We start from the raw sequence: 16,036 nt of genomic DNA on the forward strand, positions 1-16,036 counted from the left end.
CAGCATCACTGCAACGTCGGATCCAGCCGGTCGCGCAGCCAGTCGCCGATCACGGAGACCGCGAGCGTCGTCACAACGATTGTGACTGCCGGCGCCAGCATGATCCAGGGCGCGCGCGTGAGATACTCGCGGCCATAGCCGACCATGTTGCCGAGGCTGGTCATCGGCGGCTGCACGCCGAGGCCCAGGAATGAAAGACCGGATTCCAGCAGGATCACCTCGGGAAACACCAGCGTCATCGACACGATCAGAGTCGAGGCGATGTTCGGCAGAATGTGTCTGAGATAGACGCGCTGCGGCGTGGCGCCGAGTTGCCGGACTGCCGCCGCGTAGCCTTGTGCATTGGCTGAGATCGCGAGCCCGCGCGCGATGCGCGCATAGCGTTCCCAGCCGAACAGGCCCATGAGCCCGATCAGCAACGGCAACGAGTTGCCGAAGAAGGCGAGCACCGCGAGCGCCAGGATCAGGAACGGCATGCTGGCCTGGAAGTCCGCCAGCATCAGCACGGCCTGCTCGACGAGGCCGCGGAAATGCGCGGCGAGGAAGCCGAGCGTGGTGCCTGCGATCGCCGAGATCGCGGTGGCGCCGAATGCGATCAGCAGCGAGATCCGGATCGAGACGATCAGGCGCGACAGCACGTCGCGACCGAGCTCGTCGGTGCCGAGCCAATGCGCCGGATTGCCCGGCGATGACAGGCGATTGCGCAGGTCGAACTTGGTGAAGCCGTAGGGCGCGAGCTGATCGGCGAAGATCGCCAGCACCAGCATCGCCAGGATCCAGCCCGCGGCGATGGTGACGGAGATCGGAATGTTCGGCCAGCGCAGCCGCCTTGCGGCCGGCGCCTTCATCGCAACGTCGGTCATGCCGCCGCTCCCTTGCTGCGCAGTCGTGGATCGAGCAGGCCGTAGAGGAAATCCACGATCAGGTTCGAGGTCACCATCGTCATCGCCACCAGCAGCAGGATGCATTGCACGACGGCGAGGTCGCGGTTGGCGACGGCGACGACCAAGAGCCGTCCGACTCCAGGCCACGAGAACACGCTCTCGACCACGACGGCGCCGGCGATCAGGCTGCCGACCATGAAGCCGAGGATCGTCACGGTCGGGATCGCCGCATTTGGCAGCGCGTGATCCGTGATGACGCGGCGCCACGGCACGCCCTTGGCGGACGCGGTTCGAATATAGGGCTGACCGAGAATTTCCAGCATCGCGCTGCGGGTAAAGCGCGCGAGCACGGCCGCACCGCCGAAGCCGAGCGTCACGATCGGCAGGATCGCGTGGCGCCAAGAATCCTGACCGCCCGACGGCAGCCAGCCGAGCTGCACTGCGAAGATCAGCACCAGCAGCAGCGCCAGCACGAAGCTCGGTACAGTAAAGCCCGCGACGGCCGTGATCATCACAATGCGGTCGATGGCCGAGCCGCGATGCAGCGCGGCGTAGATGCCGGCGGGAATGCCGAGCAGCACCTTCAACAGGAACGCCGGGATGGTCAGCGCGAGAGTCGCCGGGATGCGCTCGATCACGAGCTCGATCGCGGGGCGTCCGTCGCGCATCGAGCGTCCGAGCTCGCCCTGGCCGATCGCCTTGAAGTAGTCGAGATATTGCACCCAGATCGGATGATCGAGGCCCCACGCCTTCCGGAACGCGGCGATGACCTCGGGCGGCGCTTCCGGTCCCATGATCATCAGCGCCGGATCGCCGGAGAGGCGCAGCACGATGAAGGCGAAGGTGACGACGAGCGCGATGGTCAGCAGCGCGCGCGACAGGCGGATGGCGAAGAAGCGCAGCATCACGCGGCGTCCTGGTTCTGCGCCGGCGCGCCCGTCACGAGATGGCAGGCGACCTGGCGCTGCGGATCGAGCGCGGTCAGCGCGGGGACCTCGACCTTGCAGCGCGCGGTCGCATGGCGGCAGCGCGGATGGAAGGCGCAGCCGGAAGGGCGCGCGGCCGGATTGGGCGGATCGCCGGCCAGTACGATGCGACCCGTGCTGCGGCGGCCCGGGGCAGGCGAGGCCGACACGAGCGCCTGCGTGTAGGGATGCTGCGGCCTCGCGAACAGATCGTCGGCATCGCCATGCTCGACGATGCGGCCGAGATACATTACGGCGACCTTGCTGCTGATCTGTCTGATCACGCGCAGGTCATGGCTGATGAACAGCATGGTCAGTCCGAGCCTAGCCTGGAGATCGACGAGTAGGTTGACGACCTGCGCCTGAATGGACACGTCGAGCGCGCTGACCGGCTCGTCACAGACGAGGAAGTCGGGCTTCGTCGCGAGCGCGCGCGCCAGCACGATGCGTTGGCGCTGGCCGCCGGACAGCGCGCCGGGATAGCGGGCGCCATGGCTGTCGTTGAGGTCAACGGACCGCAACAGCTCGCGCACCCGGGCGTCGCGCTCGGCCGTCGTGCCGATGTTGTGGATGTCGAGCGGCTCGCGGATCTGCTCAGCAACCGCGAGCCTGCGGTCGAGCGCGCCGAGCGGGTCCTGGAAGATCATCTGCATGCGGGCGCGCTGAGCACGCCACACCGCCGTGCCCGCTGCTGCGATCGGCGTGCCGTCGAAGCGCACGTGGCCCTGATCAGGCGGCTCGAGCCCGAGCACCATGCGTCCGGTGGTCGATTTGCCGGAGCCGGACTCGCCGACGATGCCGAGCGTCTCGCCTTTGGCAATCGTAAAGCTCACGCCGTCGACGGCGTGGACGGAGGTGGGGCGTCCGAACAGACCGGAGCGCATCCGGTAGGTGCGCGAGATCCCGTCGACCTCGACCAGCGGCGCTGTCATTCGGCGGCGAGCTCCACCGGCAGCCGCTGCGGCCGCAGGCAGGCGACCGCACGATCCTGCTCGAACGGCGCCAGCGGCGGCACACCGGCGTGACAGCTCTCGCCGGCGAACGTGCAGCGCGGCGCGAAAGCGCAGCCGCTCGGCAGCGCGCGGGGATCGGGCACCGTTCCGGGAATGGCCTGCAGCCGCCTGCGCGCGCCATCGAGCGGCGGCAGCGCGCCGATCAGGCCTTGTGCATAAGGATGCCAAGGATCGTCGAACAGCCGCGTGGCGGGCGCGCGCTCGACGATGCGGCCGGCATACATCACGCAGACGCGCTCGCAATTCTCCGCGACGACGCCGAGGTCATGACTGATCAGCACCATCGCCATGTTGAACTCACGCCGCACCGCCGCCAGCAGGTCGAGGATCTGCGCCTGGATGGTGGCATCGAGCGCCGTGGTCGGCTCGTCGGCGATCAGCAGGTCAGGCTGGCCGGCCAGCGCCATCGCGATCATGATGCGCTGGACCTGGCCGCCGGAGAACTCGTGCGGATAGGCCGACAGTCGCCTGACAGAATCGGGAATGCCGACGAGATCGAGCAGCCTGAGCGCCTCGACCCGTGCGGCCTCGCCGCGCAGGCCGCGATGCAGGGCCAAGCTCTCGCACAACTGGCGCCGGATCGTGAGCACCGGGTTGAGCGCGCTGGCGGGATCCTGGAAGATCATCGCGATGCGCCGGCCGCGCACGGCATCGAGCACGGCGCCGGGAGCACCGATCAGCTCGCGGCCTTCGAGCTTGGCCGATCCAGCAATCTTCGCCTTGGCCGGCAGCAAGCCGAGCGCCGCGAGCCAGGTCACCGACTTGCCGGATCCTGATTCGCCGACGAGGCCAACGGCCTCGCCTTTCTCGATATCGAGATCGATGCCATGCAGCACGGGTGTGCCGTCGAAGGCGACCTTCAGGCCGGAGATGCTGACCAGCGGCGCCACGGCATCAGACTCCGTAGTTGCCGTTGCGGAAGTCCATCGCGAACGCCGGCGAGGCCTTCCACTTGATCGACTTCGGCTTGGCGGTGAAGGTCGCGTTCTGATGCAGCACCGTATAGGCCGGGTCCTCGCGCTCGGCGATCTCCAGCATGCGGCGGAACGCCTTCTTGCGCGCATCGCGATCGGTGGAGGTCTCCAGGAACTCGGAGAGCTGGTTCAGCTCCGCATTGGTCCATTCGCCGATCTGCTGCTGTTGGCCGTTCGGACCGTGCTGGGCGACCATCGAGGACACCGGATCGTTGAAGGCGGCGGAGTTGGACCAGTCGCGCACCGCGCGGGTCGGGGCGCGCTCCATGATCTGCGACCAGTTTTCCTTGGTCTCGATCTGCACGTTGAGGCCGACGGCCTGCCACATCTCGACCAGCACCTGCGCGGTCGCCACCTGGTTGGTGTAGTAGTTGTTGAGCAGGCGGTAGGGGATCGGATCGCCCTTGTAGCCGGCCTGCTTCAAGAGGTCCTGCGCCAGCTTCGGATCGAACGCCGGCACGCTCCAGTCGGCGATGAACATGTCGCCGTAGAACTCCCATTGCAGGCCCTTCGGCACACGGGTGCGGCCGGCCCACAGGCTGTCGACGATCGCCTGGCGGTCGATCGCATGAGTGAAGGCGCGACGCACCAGCGGATTGGCGAGCTGTGGATGGTTCTTGTCGAACACGGTGAGGCGGTGATTGAGAATGGTGCCGCCCTGGACCTCGAACGCCGCGTTCTTCTCGATGCCCGTGATCTGGTCCGGCGGGATGTCGCAGGCGAACTGATATTCGCCGGACAGCAGGCCGTTGATGCGGCTCGCGACCTCCGGCACTTCCAGGAAGCGGATGCGCTTCAGCGGCGGGCGGCCGCCCCAGTATTCGTCATGCGCTTCGAGCGTCAACGAGACGTCCGGCTTGAACTCGACGATCTTGTAGGGGCCCGTCGTGATCGGCTTGCGCGCCCAGTCGAGATAGCTCGCAGCCTCCTCCCAGCCGCGTCGGCTCATGATGTCCGAGCCGTAGCGCATCAGGCGGCCTTCGATGGTCACGTCAGGCGTCGCGTTGACGAAGCGCACGGTGTATTTGTCGACCGCGTCGACGCGGACGAGATCCGGCCACATCCGGCGGGCGACGCCGATCACGTCCGGTGGCAGCTCCTTGCCCGGACGCGGGCTCGGGATCTTCTCGAACGCCTTGATGGTCGTGCGGCTCTTGGCCTCGCTGTCGCCAAACATGCGCTCGCGGCTGAACGAGAACACCACGTCCTCGGACGTCATCTCGTCGCCATTGTGGAACTTGACGCCCTGGCGCAGCTTCAGCTCGACGGTCTGGTCGTCGATGCGCTTCCATTCGGTGGCGAGGCCGGGGACGGCTTCGAGATTGCCGCGGAAGTTCTTCGAGATCAGACTTTCCCAGAGCGACGAGTAGAACACGCGCTCGCCGACATTGGACTGCTCGCGCAGCACGTCGAGCACGTTCGAGTTGCTCACCTTCTGCACGGCGATGGTGACGGAGGGACGATTGTCTGCTTGCGCGATCGAGACGCGCGGCAGGATGAAGCTGCCGCCGATCGCGGCGCCGGCGCCGAGCAGGCCGCGGCGGGTGAGCTTGGTCATGGCAATCTCTCTTGAGGTTGTCGATGGCTGTGAAACGAACGGAGTTATTGCGCGAGCTCGAGCGCGGCGAGATACGCCGCGCCCGCCTTGACGTGATCGTGGTTGCGCAATTCGAGGATCAGGCGCGGATTCGAGTTGAGCTTCGCCAGCGCCCGGAACACGGCGACCCAGCGGATGTTGCCTTCGCCCGGCGCCCAATGGCGGTCGGCGTAGCCGTCGGTGTCCTGCAGATGCACGTGGGTCAGCATGTCACCGGCGGCGTCGACGTAGTAGTCGACCGGCGGCGCGCCGGTGGAGTGGTGCGCGTAGTTGGCATGGCCGGTGTCGAGCGACACCCGTACCTTGCCGCTGCCCAACGCCTTGGCGAGGCCGACGCGATCCAGCGGATCCTTGTCCTCGATGTTCTCGATCACCAGCTCGCAATTCGCCTGCTCGGCCGAGGCGATCACGTCCGACAGCGTGGTGCGCACGCGCTCGATCAGCGCCTCGCGATTGTCCGGCAGCATGTCGATGTTGTTGTAGTCCCAGGTCGTGTAGGGCGAGTGGATCACCATCTGCGTGGCACCGAGGAACTCGGCGACTTCCAGGCCCTGCAGCAGCCGCTTGGTGACGGCGCGGCGGATCATCGGATCGTGGCTGGCGATGGTGAAGCCCCAGAACGGGCCGTGGATGCCGAGCCGGCCGGTATGGCCCGACAGCATCGACTTGATTTCCCTGGCCGTGCTGCGCCAGTCGCTGTCGAGCAGGTCGGCGCGGAAGAAGTCCTGGATCTCGAGATCCCGCTGGCGCTGGAGCAGCCAGTCGGTGTGAGCCGGAATCGATTTGACGGAGAGGGCGGCACCGAGGACGGGCAGCGTGGCGGACATGGCAAGATCCCTTGGTTGAGACCTTGAGAGCGCTAGCGGAGTTCAATGACGTCCCCATGAAGGGGCTGTGGATGGCGACGGCGACATGTTGTGTCGAGCAGGCCTTTGCGTCCTGCTGGCGTTCTATTCCTGGGGTAGACGGTCCCCTCTGGTCTCTACTTGACGTAGCCGCGGGAATTGCAACAATGCGGCGGAAATGGGGGCGGGTGATGATGGTGTGGCGTGCGATCCTTGCGGTGATGGCTTTGATCTGTGCGCTGATGTCTGCGCTGGTCGCGCCGGCGCACGCGAAGGGACCCTACGGCACGATCTCCGTCGCCGGCTGGTCGGGCGGCGCCTACACCGACGACAACACGGGCAAGTTCTCGAGCTGCATCGCATCGGCCAGCTACAAGAGCGGCATCAATTTCGGCGTGCTCGCGCTGCCGACCTATAATTGGGCGCTCGCTTTCATTCATCCAGGCTGGTCGCTGTCGCAGGGACAGAAGTTTCCCATCGTGCTCAGCTTCGACGGCCGCCAATCCTACAACGTTGAGGGCTCGGTCTGGTCGGCCAACATGGTGGTCGTGCCGATGCCGAACGATTCCAGCCTGATCAAGGCGTTCCGGGCGGCGCGCACGATGTCGGCTTTCGCCCAGGGCAATCTGTTCCAGTTCGATCTCAACGGCACGTCGGTGCTGATGCCGTCGCTGGCCAATTGCGTGCGCATGATCAATGCCGGCGGGCTGGCGGCTGCCACGAACTTCACGGCGCAGCCCGGTGCCGCCGCGGCACAACGTCCGGGCGCACCGCCCGCGGCCGCACCCGCCGCCACGGCGAGCGTGCAGCCCGCCCGTGCCGCAGAAGATTCTCCCGAGCTGCAGCTGGAAGCGATGCAGATCGCCTCCAATTTCATTCTCAAGGCGTCGCTGCAGCATCCCGCCATCCTCGGCGGCGGCGAGCGGCCGGTGTGGCTGACGGCGGGCGGCGTCGCGTGGAAGGCGGACAACGCCACCGGCTTCGTGCGGATCGTGCCGCCGCAGCGCAATGTCGATGGTCTCGAAGTCGCCGCCACGATCATCGGCAACGACGCGCGCGACTGCAAGGGCAAGTTCATCTCGGCGCGCAACAGTGAGCTGGTTGACAGCGCCGTCGTGTTCCGCGGCATGTCCTCCTGCGAGGACAGCGAGAAATCCGATGTGGCCGAATACTTCATCTTCCCGCGCAAGGCCGGCGGCTTCGTCCTGTTCTCGGTGATCACGCCGACCAGGTCGGTCGGCGGCGGCGGTGGCCAACCGCTGCAGACGCATGAGGAGGCCAATGCCAACTTCCGCAAGGCGGCGTTCACGTCGATCGCGAAGTAGGACGGCCCTCTGCTCGTCGCGCCCGCATGGCCGCGACGACCCGGGCATGAAGATCAACTGTGTAGCTCGTCTCAGCCGCGTTCATAGAACGGCAGCCTCGCGGGCGGCCGTTCTCTCCGTTCATCCACGCGAGCGCTTCGGCCGCCTGACCGCGCGTACCTTGCCGCTGCCGCCGCCGCCGCAATACAGCGTCTCGCGGCCGTCGGACTCCATCCCGGACACGCCGGCCCCCTCGGGCATGTCGAGCTGATCGAGCACCTCGCCGGTCGCGGGATCGATCCGCCGGATGTCGCTGACGTCGTCTTCCCAGGTGCCGTGCCACAGCTCGCCATCGACCCAGGTCACGCCGGTGACGAAGCGCGTGCAGGGGATGCTGCGCAGGATCTTACCCGTTGCCGGATCGATCTGGTGGATCTTGCGGTCGCGATAGGCGCCGACCCAGAGCGATCCTTCCGCCCAGGCCAGCCCGGAATCGCCGCCGCCGGACGGCGCCGGGATCGTCGCAAGCACGCGCCCGCTGTCGGGGTCGACCTTGTGGATGCGGTCCTCCGCGATCTGATAGAGATGCCGGCCATCGAAGGCGGTGCCGGCATGCGAGGGCACATCGAGCGACTTGCGCACCGCGCCGTCGGCGGGATCGAACGCCTTGATGCTGCCGCCGGTCGCGATCCACACCTGCGCGCCGTCATAGCTGACGCCGTTGACGCGATCGGCGTCCTCGAACGGTCCGTACTCGCGAATGATCTCTGCTGCTGCTCGTGTCATGTCGTGATCCATTCCGTTGCTGACGGCCGCACGCTAGTCGAGCGACGACCAGGCCGGGAGTAACAACGCGGTCGCGAATTCCGCGACGACCGGGCAGGTCCAGCGTTGCGCCCGGCCGCGCCCGAACGACTGCACCTTGCCGGACGATGCGAGCGTATCGAGCGCGCGCTGCACCGTGCGCTGGCTTTCCCCCAGCGCCACGGCGAGACCCGAGCTCGACCATGCCTCGCCATCGGCAAGGCAGGCGAGAACCGACGCGTTCTCGTCCTCGACCGGCGGCGCGAGCACCACGACATCCCGGTCTCGGCCCGGCCGAAGCGCATAGCCATCCTTCGTTGCGTCGATCTCGGCCAGGCTCCGAAGCAGTTGGCGCAGCCGCCCGATCTCGACGCGCAGGCGGACGCGGTGCGACTCGTCGGCATCCTTGCCGCGGAACGCATGGGCGATCAGCTCTGCGCGCGGCACGTCGGCGGGGACCTTCTCGGCCAGCCGCCGCGCCAGCGCGAAGAGCACCGGGCGTCGCGCCAGTGGCACGATCCGGTTGCCCTGGCGGATCGACAGCCGGCAGGCATCGAGGATCAGGACGTCCGATCGAAACAGCGCCTCGACGTCGTCGAGCTGTAACAGTCGATCCTCGCCTGCGCGGATCAACCGTGCAGCTGGCGCGGTCAATGTCGCCGAAGCCCGCTCGACCTCCGCATGCAGCTCCGGGCTACGCGCCTGCCGCGCCGTGCGCGTGGCGCGCTCCAGCGCCGCGCGCGCCGTCTTGGTCTGCAGACGGCGCAAGGCCAGGCCGGCAACGATCAGCTCGTAGATCGTGCGCGCGGCCGGCTGTAATGGCGAAGGATCGAGTTCCGCAAGTCCGCGCTCGGCGGTGTCGAGATGGCCGATGAGGACCATGCGCCGGATCTCGAGGCTGCGCGCATAGGCGGCGTTGGCCTGGTCGCCGTGCTGCTCCAGGGTCTCCCGTGCTGCAGCCAGCGCCTTGGTCGGCCAGGACAGATCACGCGCCGCGAGCGCGATCTCGGCTTCGGCCACCGCACAGCGCGCACGCGCCAGCGCAGCCTTGGGACCAAACGCCCGCGCCGCCCGCCGCAGCAGCGCCTTCGCTTTGACGACATCGCCGAGCCGCGCCATCGCGATGCCGCGCAGCGCCAGCGCCGGCGGATCATCGCGCAGCGCGACGCGGTTCAGCGCGCCGAGCGGATCACCGGCGGCAAGCGCCTGCGCCGCCGCCGAGATCAGCGAGTCCATGCAAATCCCGCCAAACTTGTCACTCCCGGTCCGTCCCGCGCCGATCCTAGTCTCAGTTGCGGTCAACACGCAAAGGGATGACAGACATGACCATGCACCAAACTGGAACTCGCGAAGACTGGCTGAAGGCACGGCTCAACCTGCTGCAGGCCGAGAAGGACTACACGCACCGCGGCGACGAGCTGGCGCAGCGCCGCCAGGCCTTGCCCTGGGTGCGCGTCGACAAGACGTATCGTTTCGATACCGAAGAGGGGCCGGCGACGCTGCCCGATCTGTTCAAGGGCCGCTCGCAGTTGCTCGTCTATCACTTCATGTTCGGGCCCGACTTCCAGGCCGGCTGCCCGTCCTGCTCGATGATCGCCGACGGCTTCAACGGTTTCCAGCTCCATCTCGCCAATCACGACGTGATGCTGTGGGCGGTGTCGCGCGCCCCATTGGCGAAGCTGAAGTCCTACAAGACGCGCATGGGCTGGAGTTTCCCCTGGGCTTCGTCGGCCAGCAGCGACTTCAACTTCGACTTCAACGTCGCGATCACCGAGGAGCAGCAGCGGCAAGGCGGCACCGAGTACAACTACCGCACCAGCCCTCCGCTCGGCGCGGGCGACGTGCCGGCCATGGTGTCGGAAATCGCGGCCACCGCCGGCACCGACGGCGCGACCTTCATGCGCGATCGCCCGGGCATGAGCGCGTTCATTGTCGAAGACGGTGCCGTCTATCACACCTACTCGGCCTATGCGCGCGGCCTCGACGGCCTGTGGGGCGCCTATCAGTGGCTCGATCGCGCCCCGAAGGGCCGCAACGAGCAGGGTGTGTGGTGGCGTCGCCGCGACGAATACGGGGCACGCTGAGAGCACGGAGCGAAGCCATGGCGTTCTTCCTGTCCAACAAGCGCTTGATGCCCGGCATCACCACCGGTCTCCGCTTCGCCGCGGCGCCGACCTTCGCGCTGATGGCCGTGCTGAACGCCATGGCCCGCGACGGCCGCTCAGACCTGATCTGCTCGGCCATGCCCGCCGGCGCGCCGCTCGGCAGCATGACGGTGATGTATCTGCTGATGAGCGCGTTCCATCTGGCACCGTGGTTGAGGAGGATAGGGGGTGGCTTCCCAAGGCCTCGACGCAATGAAGCTGACTGCCGGCTCAAGAGTTAGCCATGTAGCTACAGGTTTGCTTGCGGAGAGAACCCCTCACCCAAGCGAGCTCGCGGAACGGCCGGCGATGCCCTCTCCCACCCTGGCGAAGCTTCGCTTCGCCTTGGGGGCGAGGGCGCTGTATCTGGCAGTCTTGCTGCGGGAGGGAAGTGATAATTTTGGGCAGCACAGTGCCCGTTATTGCGCCCTCGCCCCTAAGGCGAAGCGAAGCTTCGCCAGGGTGGGAGAGGGCATGTACGCCAGATCGACAAACTCGCTTGGGTGAGGGGGATGTCTCCGCTAGTTCGCCTCGTTGAATGGGTACTCTGACGCGCGACGATGTCGCGCATGGGCCGCCCTCACGCCTCCGCCGCCACCTTCAGCGCCTCGGCCCGGATCTCCTCCACCAGCCGCTCCTTCAGCGCCACGAACTCCGGCGACGTCTTGATCTTGTAGGAGCGCGGATGCGGCAGGTCGATCTTGATGTCGGCCTTAATGCGACCGGGACGGGCGCTCATCACCAGCACGCGGCTGCCGAGGAAGATGGCCTCCTCGATGTCATGGGTGACGAACAGCACCGTCTTCTGGTCGCGCTCCCAGATGCCGAGCAGCATCTCCTGCATCAGCACCCGGGTCTGGTTGTCGAGCGCGCCGAACGGCTCGTCGAGCAAGAGGATCTTCGGATCATTGGCGAGCGCGCGGGCGATCGCGCAGCGCTGCTGCATGCCGCCGGACAGCTGCTTGGGCCAGTGGTTCTCGAAGCCCTTGAGGCCGATCTGCTGGATGAAGCGGTCGGCAACGGCGTTGCGCTTGTCCTCGGGCGCGCCGCGCTCGCGCAGGCCGAAGGCGATGTTCTCGCGCACGGTTAGCCAGGGAAACAGTGTGTAGGACTGGAACACCATGCCGCGGTCGGCTCCGGGGCCGGTGACCTCGCGGCCGTCGAGCAGCACCTTGCCGCTGGTCGGATGGTCGAGCCCGGCGACGATGCGCAGCAAGGTCGACTTGCCGCAGCCGGAGGGGCCAAGAATGGTGACGAAGTCGTTGTTGCCGATGGAGAGCGCCACCGGCTCCAGCGCGCGCGTCGGCGCGTGGCCCTGGCGGGCGGGGAAGGTGCGCGTGACCTGATCGATGACGAGCGTGGTCATGCGAGCTTCCACGGAAACAGCCAGGCGTTGAACGCCTTGAACAGGAAGTCCGAGATCAGGCCGATCAGGCCAATGATGATGATGCCGAAGATGATCTGGCCGGTGTTGAGCAGCGCCTGGCTGTCGGTGATCATGTGGCCGATGCCGGACGACGAGCCGATCAACTCGGCGACAATCACATAGGTCCAGGCCCAGCCGAGCACGAGGCGCAAAACTTCGGCGATGTCAGGTGCAGCCGACGGCAGCAGCACCCGGCCGATGATGCCACGGTCGCTGGCGCCGAGCGTATAGGCGGCCTCGACCAGGTCGCGTCGCGTGTTGCCGACCGTGACCGTGATCATCAGGATGATCTGGAACACCGAGCCGATGAAGATGATAAGCAGCTTCTGCAACTCGCCGATGCCGGCCCAAAGGATCAGCAGCGGAATGAACGCGGAGGCAGGTAAATAGCGTGCGAAGGACACGAACGGCTCGAGAAATGCCTCGACCGGCTTGTAGGCGCCCATCAGCAGGCCGAGCGGCACGGCGATCACTGCTGCCAGCACGAAGCCGCCGACGACGCGCCAGACGGTCATGCCGATATCATAGAGGAAGCCGAACTTCGTCAGCAGGTCCCAGCCTTCGCGCAGCATGGTCAGCGGATCGGCGAGGAACGTCTTCGGCACATAGCCGCCGAACGTCGCCAGCGACCACGCCGCGACGAACACGACGAAGAAGGCGAGGCCGAGCGCTGTTCTTGATCGGGCGCTGACGGGATCGAGAGGACGGATCACGGATCGGGCTTTCGTGGTGGAGGCAGCCCGCGCGGTGTCGCGGGCTGCTGGTGGTCGGTTCGGTGTCAGTGTGGGGCAGGCTATCTCCACACCGTCATTGCGAGGAGCGGAGCGACGAAGCAATCCAGAGTCGCATCCTGAGCCCTGGATTGCTTCGCTTCGCTCGCAATGACGGATAGTCTGGGAGGCTTTAGCGCTTACTTGATGAAGCTCGCATCATACAGATCCTCGACGTTCGGGACCTGCTTGATGATGCCGACCTCGAGCAGCAGTTCGGCCGCATCCTTGTTGAAGGTCTTGAACTCGGTCTCGAAGAACTTCTGGCTCGCGGCCTTGTCCTGCCAGCGCAGATATTTGGCGGAGTTGCCGAACTGCTCGCCGCTCTGCTTCACGTCGGCACCCATGATCTCATAGGACTTGGCCTGGTCCTTGGCGATCATGTCGAGCGCCTCGTAGTAGCTGTCGGCGAGCGCCTTGGCGGCCTTCGGGTTCTCGGTCAGGAACTTCGGCGTGCAGCCGAACGTGTCCATCACCATCGGATAGTCCAGCGTGGTGGCGATGATCTTGCCTTTGTCGGGCGCTGCGCGCACCGTCGACAGATACGGCTCGTAGGTCATGGCGGCGTCGTTCTGGCCAGCGACGAACGCTTGCGCGGCCGGGCCCGGCTCCATGTTGACGACGGTGACGTCCTTGATGCTCAGGCCGTTCTTCTTGAGCATCCAGGCCAGCCCGAAATAGGGCGAGGTGCCGGGCGCGGACGCGGCGACCGTCTTGCCCTTCAGGTCCTTGATCGAGGCGACGTCGTTGCGCACGGCCATGCCGTCGGCGCCGTAGCTCTTGTCGAGCTGGAAGATCTGCTTGGTGGCGACGCCATTGGCGTTCCAGGAGATCCAGGTCTCGACCGTGGTCGCGGCGCACTGCACGTCGCCGGCGGCGATCGCGAGGTGGCGGTCCTTCTGCGGGATCTTCTTGATGGTGACGTCGAGGCCGTTCTTCTTGAAGATGCCGGCTTCCTTCGCCAGCGTCAGCGGCGCGAAGCCGGTCCAGCCGGAAATGCCGATGCCGACCTTGACGTCGTCGGCGAAGGCCGCGGTGGAGGCCAGCAGCGCGGCCGTTACGGCAAGGAGTCCAAGTCTGCGCATGGTCGTCATCCTCTACTGTTGAAAGAAATCTTCGGAACGGTCGGCGGTCTCCCGCGATGACCGCATGTCTCTGCAAGAGCTGTCCGCTCGCTTGCAAATCTCATGCTCGGATATGGCGCGGAGGAGCTGGCTCATTCGCTCCCCCTGAATCGCGCCACCAGGCGGTGCTGCTCACCGGGATAGACCAGCCTGACAGCCGTGAGCGGCTGCCCCTGGCGCCAGGTGTGGCGCTCGATCACGAGACAGGGCGCGCCGACGGCGATGTCGAGGCCCTCGGCGATCGCCTTGTCGGCGACGATGGCACTGATCGCATGCTCCGCTTCCGTCCACGGCACGTGATGCAGCAGCCATGAGCCGGGCGGATCGACCTTGAAATTGGCCTTGGCGGCGTCGGGCACGGCATCCAGGTCAATCAGCCGGTCCTCGATCGCGAACGGGACGTCGTCGGCGCTGTGGCGGCAGCGGATCGCGATCACCTTGCACGGCTTCTTGACTCCGAGTCGTTCCCGATCAGCCGCGTTGGCTGGCCGGCGCGCCGACGCGATCAGCTCATAGCCATAGGCGCGGCCGAGTGCGCCGATCTCGGCCCGGATGTCGGGAATCTTCAGCACAGCCGACAGGAATTGCGGGCGCCGCACGAAGCTGCCGGCGCGACGGCGGCGCTCGATCAGGTCGGCCTGCGCGAGCTCCGACAGCGCCTTGTTCACGGTCATGCGCGAGCAGCCATAACGGGCCATGATCTCGTGCTCGAACGGAATGCGATGGCCGGGCGGCCATTCACCGGTGAGGATGCGGCGCTCGATGTCCTGCCGGATGGTCTTGTAGAGCGTGCCGCCGCCTGGCTTGGCGCGATCCTCTGCGAGGCTCATGAGAGCAGCCTCCGCACGGCCGTGTTGAAGCCGCGCCGGGCCGCGTCGCGCGAGCGATGGTGGCCGCCCTGGACGACCTTGGCGCCGCCGGCCCAGACGCAGTCGATGGCGTCGGACGACGTTGCGAAGATCCAGCCGTCCAGTAGCGCATCTTGCGTCCGCCCGGCGAGCGACGGATGCGTCAGATCGAGCGTGACGATGTCGGCACGGCCGCCGACCTGCAGCCCGACGTTGGATTGCGCGAGCGCCTGCGAGCCGCCGGCGAGCGCGGCGTCGAACAGCGTCCGGCCGGTCGAGGCTTGCGGACCTGGCGTGAGCACGTTGCGCTCGCGATGCGTCAACCGCTGGCCGTATTCGAGCTGGCGCAACTCGTCGCTGACGCCGACCAGCACGTTCGAGTCGGTGCCCACGCCGATGCGTCCGCCTGCGCGCAGATAGTCGCGCGCGGGAAAGATGCCGTCGCCGAGGCTGGCTTCGGTGACCGGGCACAGGCCGGCGGTTGCGCCGCTCCGCGCGAGCGCCGCCGTCTCGTCCGCCGTCATATGCGTCGCATGGATCAGGCACCAGCGCGCATCGACCGCGTGATGATCGAGCAGCCATTGCACCGGACGCTGGCCGGACCAGGCGAGGCAGTCCTCGACCTCCTTGACCTGCTCGGCGGCATGGATGTGGACCGGGCCGCCGTCAGCGAGCGGAAGCAGCGCGCTGAGCTCATCCGGCGCCACCGCGCGCAGGCTGTGCGGCGCGATGCCGAGATTGGCGCCGCGGAGCGTGCCGATCGCCTTGCGCGAGGCCACGAGCAGCCTCTCGAACCGATCGACATCGCAGATGAAGCGCCGCTGTCCCTCGTGCGGCGCGGAACCGCCGAAGCCGCCATGCGCGTAGAAGCTCGGCAGCAGGGTCAGGCCGATGCCGGATGTCCGCGCAGCCGCGGCGATACGCACCGCCATCTCGCCGATATCGGCGTAAGGCGTGCCGTCGCGATCGTGGTGCAGATAATGGAATTCGCCGACCCGCGTGAAGCCGCGCTCGAGCATCTCGACATAGAGCTGGGTGGCGACCGCCTCGACATCCTCCGGGCGCATCGACAGCGCGAAGCGGTACATCGTCTCGCGCCACGTCCAGAACGTATCGGTGGAAGAGCCGCTGATCTCGGCAAGCCCGGCCATGCCGCGCTGGAAGGCGTGGCTGTGCAGGCTGGCGATGCCGGGGATGGCGACCTCGTGTTGCTCGTCGTCGAGGGTCGGCGGCACGCCCGCGGAAACCTGTGCGATCTCGCCGTTGCTGATCACGACCTGCACGTCCTCGGCCCAACCGGCGGGCAGGAGCGCGGATGCGAAGTGCAGTGACGCCATG

General features: G+C 66.8%; 16 protein-coding genes. 3 read left to right on the forward strand and 13 right to left on the reverse strand.

Annotated features, from left to right (window positions below; translation table 11 throughout):
- Nucleotides 1–5: 5 nt before the first annotated feature.
- From ACQR1I_RS05335 to ACQR1I_RS05360, 6 genes are read right to left on the reverse strand one after another with little or no spacing between them, the layout of a single operon-like run.
- On the reverse strand, nt 6–848 hold the full coding sequence (locus ACQR1I_RS05335; RefSeq protein WP_434867926.1) for an ABC transporter permease: 843 nt from the start codon (nt 846–848) through the stop codon (nt 6–8).
- A gap of 11 nt (nt 849–859) precedes the next feature.
- Complete coding sequence (locus ACQR1I_RS05340; RefSeq protein WP_434867667.1) at nt 860–1,789, reverse strand: ABC transporter permease; 930 nt, start codon at nt 1,787–1,789, stop codon at nt 860–862.
- On the reverse strand, nt 1,789–2,781 hold the full coding sequence (locus ACQR1I_RS05345) for an ABC transporter ATP-binding protein (RefSeq protein WP_434867666.1): 993 nt from the start codon (nt 2,779–2,781) through the stop codon (nt 1,789–1,791). Before ACQR1I_RS05345 ends, ACQR1I_RS05340 begins: the two co-directional genes overlap by 1 nt.
- Nucleotides 2,778–3,752 (reverse strand): ABC transporter ATP-binding protein, encoded by a 975-nt coding sequence (locus tag ACQR1I_RS05350; RefSeq protein ID WP_434867665.1) that lies wholly within the window; start codon nt 3,750–3,752, stop codon nt 2,778–2,780. The genes ACQR1I_RS05345 and ACQR1I_RS05350 overlap by 4 nt, the downstream gene beginning before the upstream one ends.
- A 4-nt stretch (nt 3,753–3,756) precedes the next feature.
- Nucleotides 3,757–5,394 (reverse strand): ABC transporter substrate-binding protein, encoded by a 1,638-nt coding sequence (locus tag ACQR1I_RS05355; RefSeq protein WP_434867664.1) that lies wholly within the window; start codon nt 5,392–5,394, stop codon nt 3,757–3,759.
- A gap of 44 nt (nt 5,395–5,438) precedes the next feature.
- Complete coding sequence (locus ACQR1I_RS05360; protein WP_434867663.1) at nt 5,439–6,260, reverse strand: sugar phosphate isomerase/epimerase family protein; 822 nt, start codon at nt 6,258–6,260, stop codon at nt 5,439–5,441.
- 185 nt (nt 6,261–6,445) lie between these two features.
- Here ACQR1I_RS05360 and ACQR1I_RS05365 point away from each other — a divergent pair, with 185 nt between their 5' ends.
- Nucleotides 6,446–7,603: a hypothetical protein gene (locus ACQR1I_RS05365; protein WP_434867662.1), complete on the forward strand. Its 1,158-nt coding sequence runs from the start codon at nt 6,446–6,448 to the stop codon at nt 7,601–7,603.
- Nucleotides 7,604–7,723: 120 nt separating this feature from the next.
- On the opposite strand, the gene ACQR1I_RS05370 is transcribed toward ACQR1I_RS05365, so the two are convergent.
- Together ACQR1I_RS05370 and ACQR1I_RS05375 are read right to left on the reverse strand one after the other, a co-directional pair.
- Nucleotides 7,724–8,368: a Vgb family protein gene (locus ACQR1I_RS05370; RefSeq protein WP_434867661.1), complete on the reverse strand. Its 645-nt coding sequence runs from the start codon at nt 8,366–8,368 to the stop codon at nt 7,724–7,726.
- A 33-nt stretch (nt 8,369–8,401) separates the two neighbouring features.
- Entirely contained in the window at nt 8,402–9,622 is a 1,221-nt protein-coding gene (locus ACQR1I_RS05375; RefSeq protein WP_434867660.1) for a helix-turn-helix domain-containing protein, read from the reverse strand.
- 86 nt (nt 9,623–9,708) lie between these two features.
- On the opposite strand from ACQR1I_RS05375, the gene ACQR1I_RS05380 reads away from it, so the two are divergent.
- Nucleotides 9,709–10,470, forward strand: coding sequence for a DUF899 domain-containing protein (locus tag ACQR1I_RS05380; RefSeq protein WP_434867659.1), 762 nt, complete (start codon nt 9,709–9,711; stop codon nt 10,468–10,470).
- Nucleotides 10,471–10,487: 17 nt separating this feature from the next.
- Nucleotides 10,488–10,772, forward strand: coding sequence for a hypothetical protein (locus tag ACQR1I_RS05385; RefSeq protein WP_434867658.1), 285 nt, complete (start codon nt 10,488–10,490; stop codon nt 10,770–10,772).
- A gap of 338 nt (nt 10,773–11,110) precedes the next feature.
- Here the strand turns inward: ACQR1I_RS05385 and ACQR1I_RS05390 are convergent, their stop codons facing one another.
- The 5 genes from ACQR1I_RS05390 to ACQR1I_RS05410 form a co-directional block, all read right to left on the reverse strand.
- Entirely contained in the window at nt 11,111–11,896 is a 786-nt protein-coding gene (locus tag ACQR1I_RS05390) for an ABC transporter ATP-binding protein (protein ID WP_434867657.1), read from the reverse strand.
- A complete protein-coding gene (locus tag ACQR1I_RS05395; RefSeq protein WP_434867925.1) occupies nt 11,893–12,666 on the reverse strand; it encodes an ABC transporter permease in 774 nt (257 codons plus the stop codon). Before ACQR1I_RS05395 ends, ACQR1I_RS05390 begins: the two co-directional genes overlap by 4 nt.
- A 200-nt stretch (nt 12,667–12,866) precedes the next feature.
- Nucleotides 12,867–13,811 (reverse strand): ABC transporter substrate-binding protein, encoded by a 945-nt coding sequence (locus ACQR1I_RS05400; protein ID WP_434867656.1) that lies wholly within the window; start codon nt 13,809–13,811, stop codon nt 12,867–12,869.
- 131 nt (nt 13,812–13,942) lie between these two features.
- A complete protein-coding gene (hutC, locus tag ACQR1I_RS05405) occupies nt 13,943–14,680 on the reverse strand; it encodes a histidine utilization repressor (protein WP_434867655.1) in 738 nt (245 codons plus the stop codon).
- Complete coding sequence (locus ACQR1I_RS05410; protein ID WP_434867654.1) at nt 14,677–16,035, reverse strand: formimidoylglutamate deiminase; 1,359 nt, start codon at nt 16,033–16,035, stop codon at nt 14,677–14,679. The genes hutC and ACQR1I_RS05410 overlap by 4 nt, the downstream gene beginning before the upstream one ends.
- Nucleotide 16,036: the final 1 nt, after the last annotated feature.

This window comes from Bradyrhizobium sp. HKCCYLS2038 (assembly GCF_051167655.1).
Classification (GTDB): domain Bacteria; phylum Pseudomonadota; class Alphaproteobacteria; order Rhizobiales; family Xanthobacteraceae; genus Bradyrhizobium.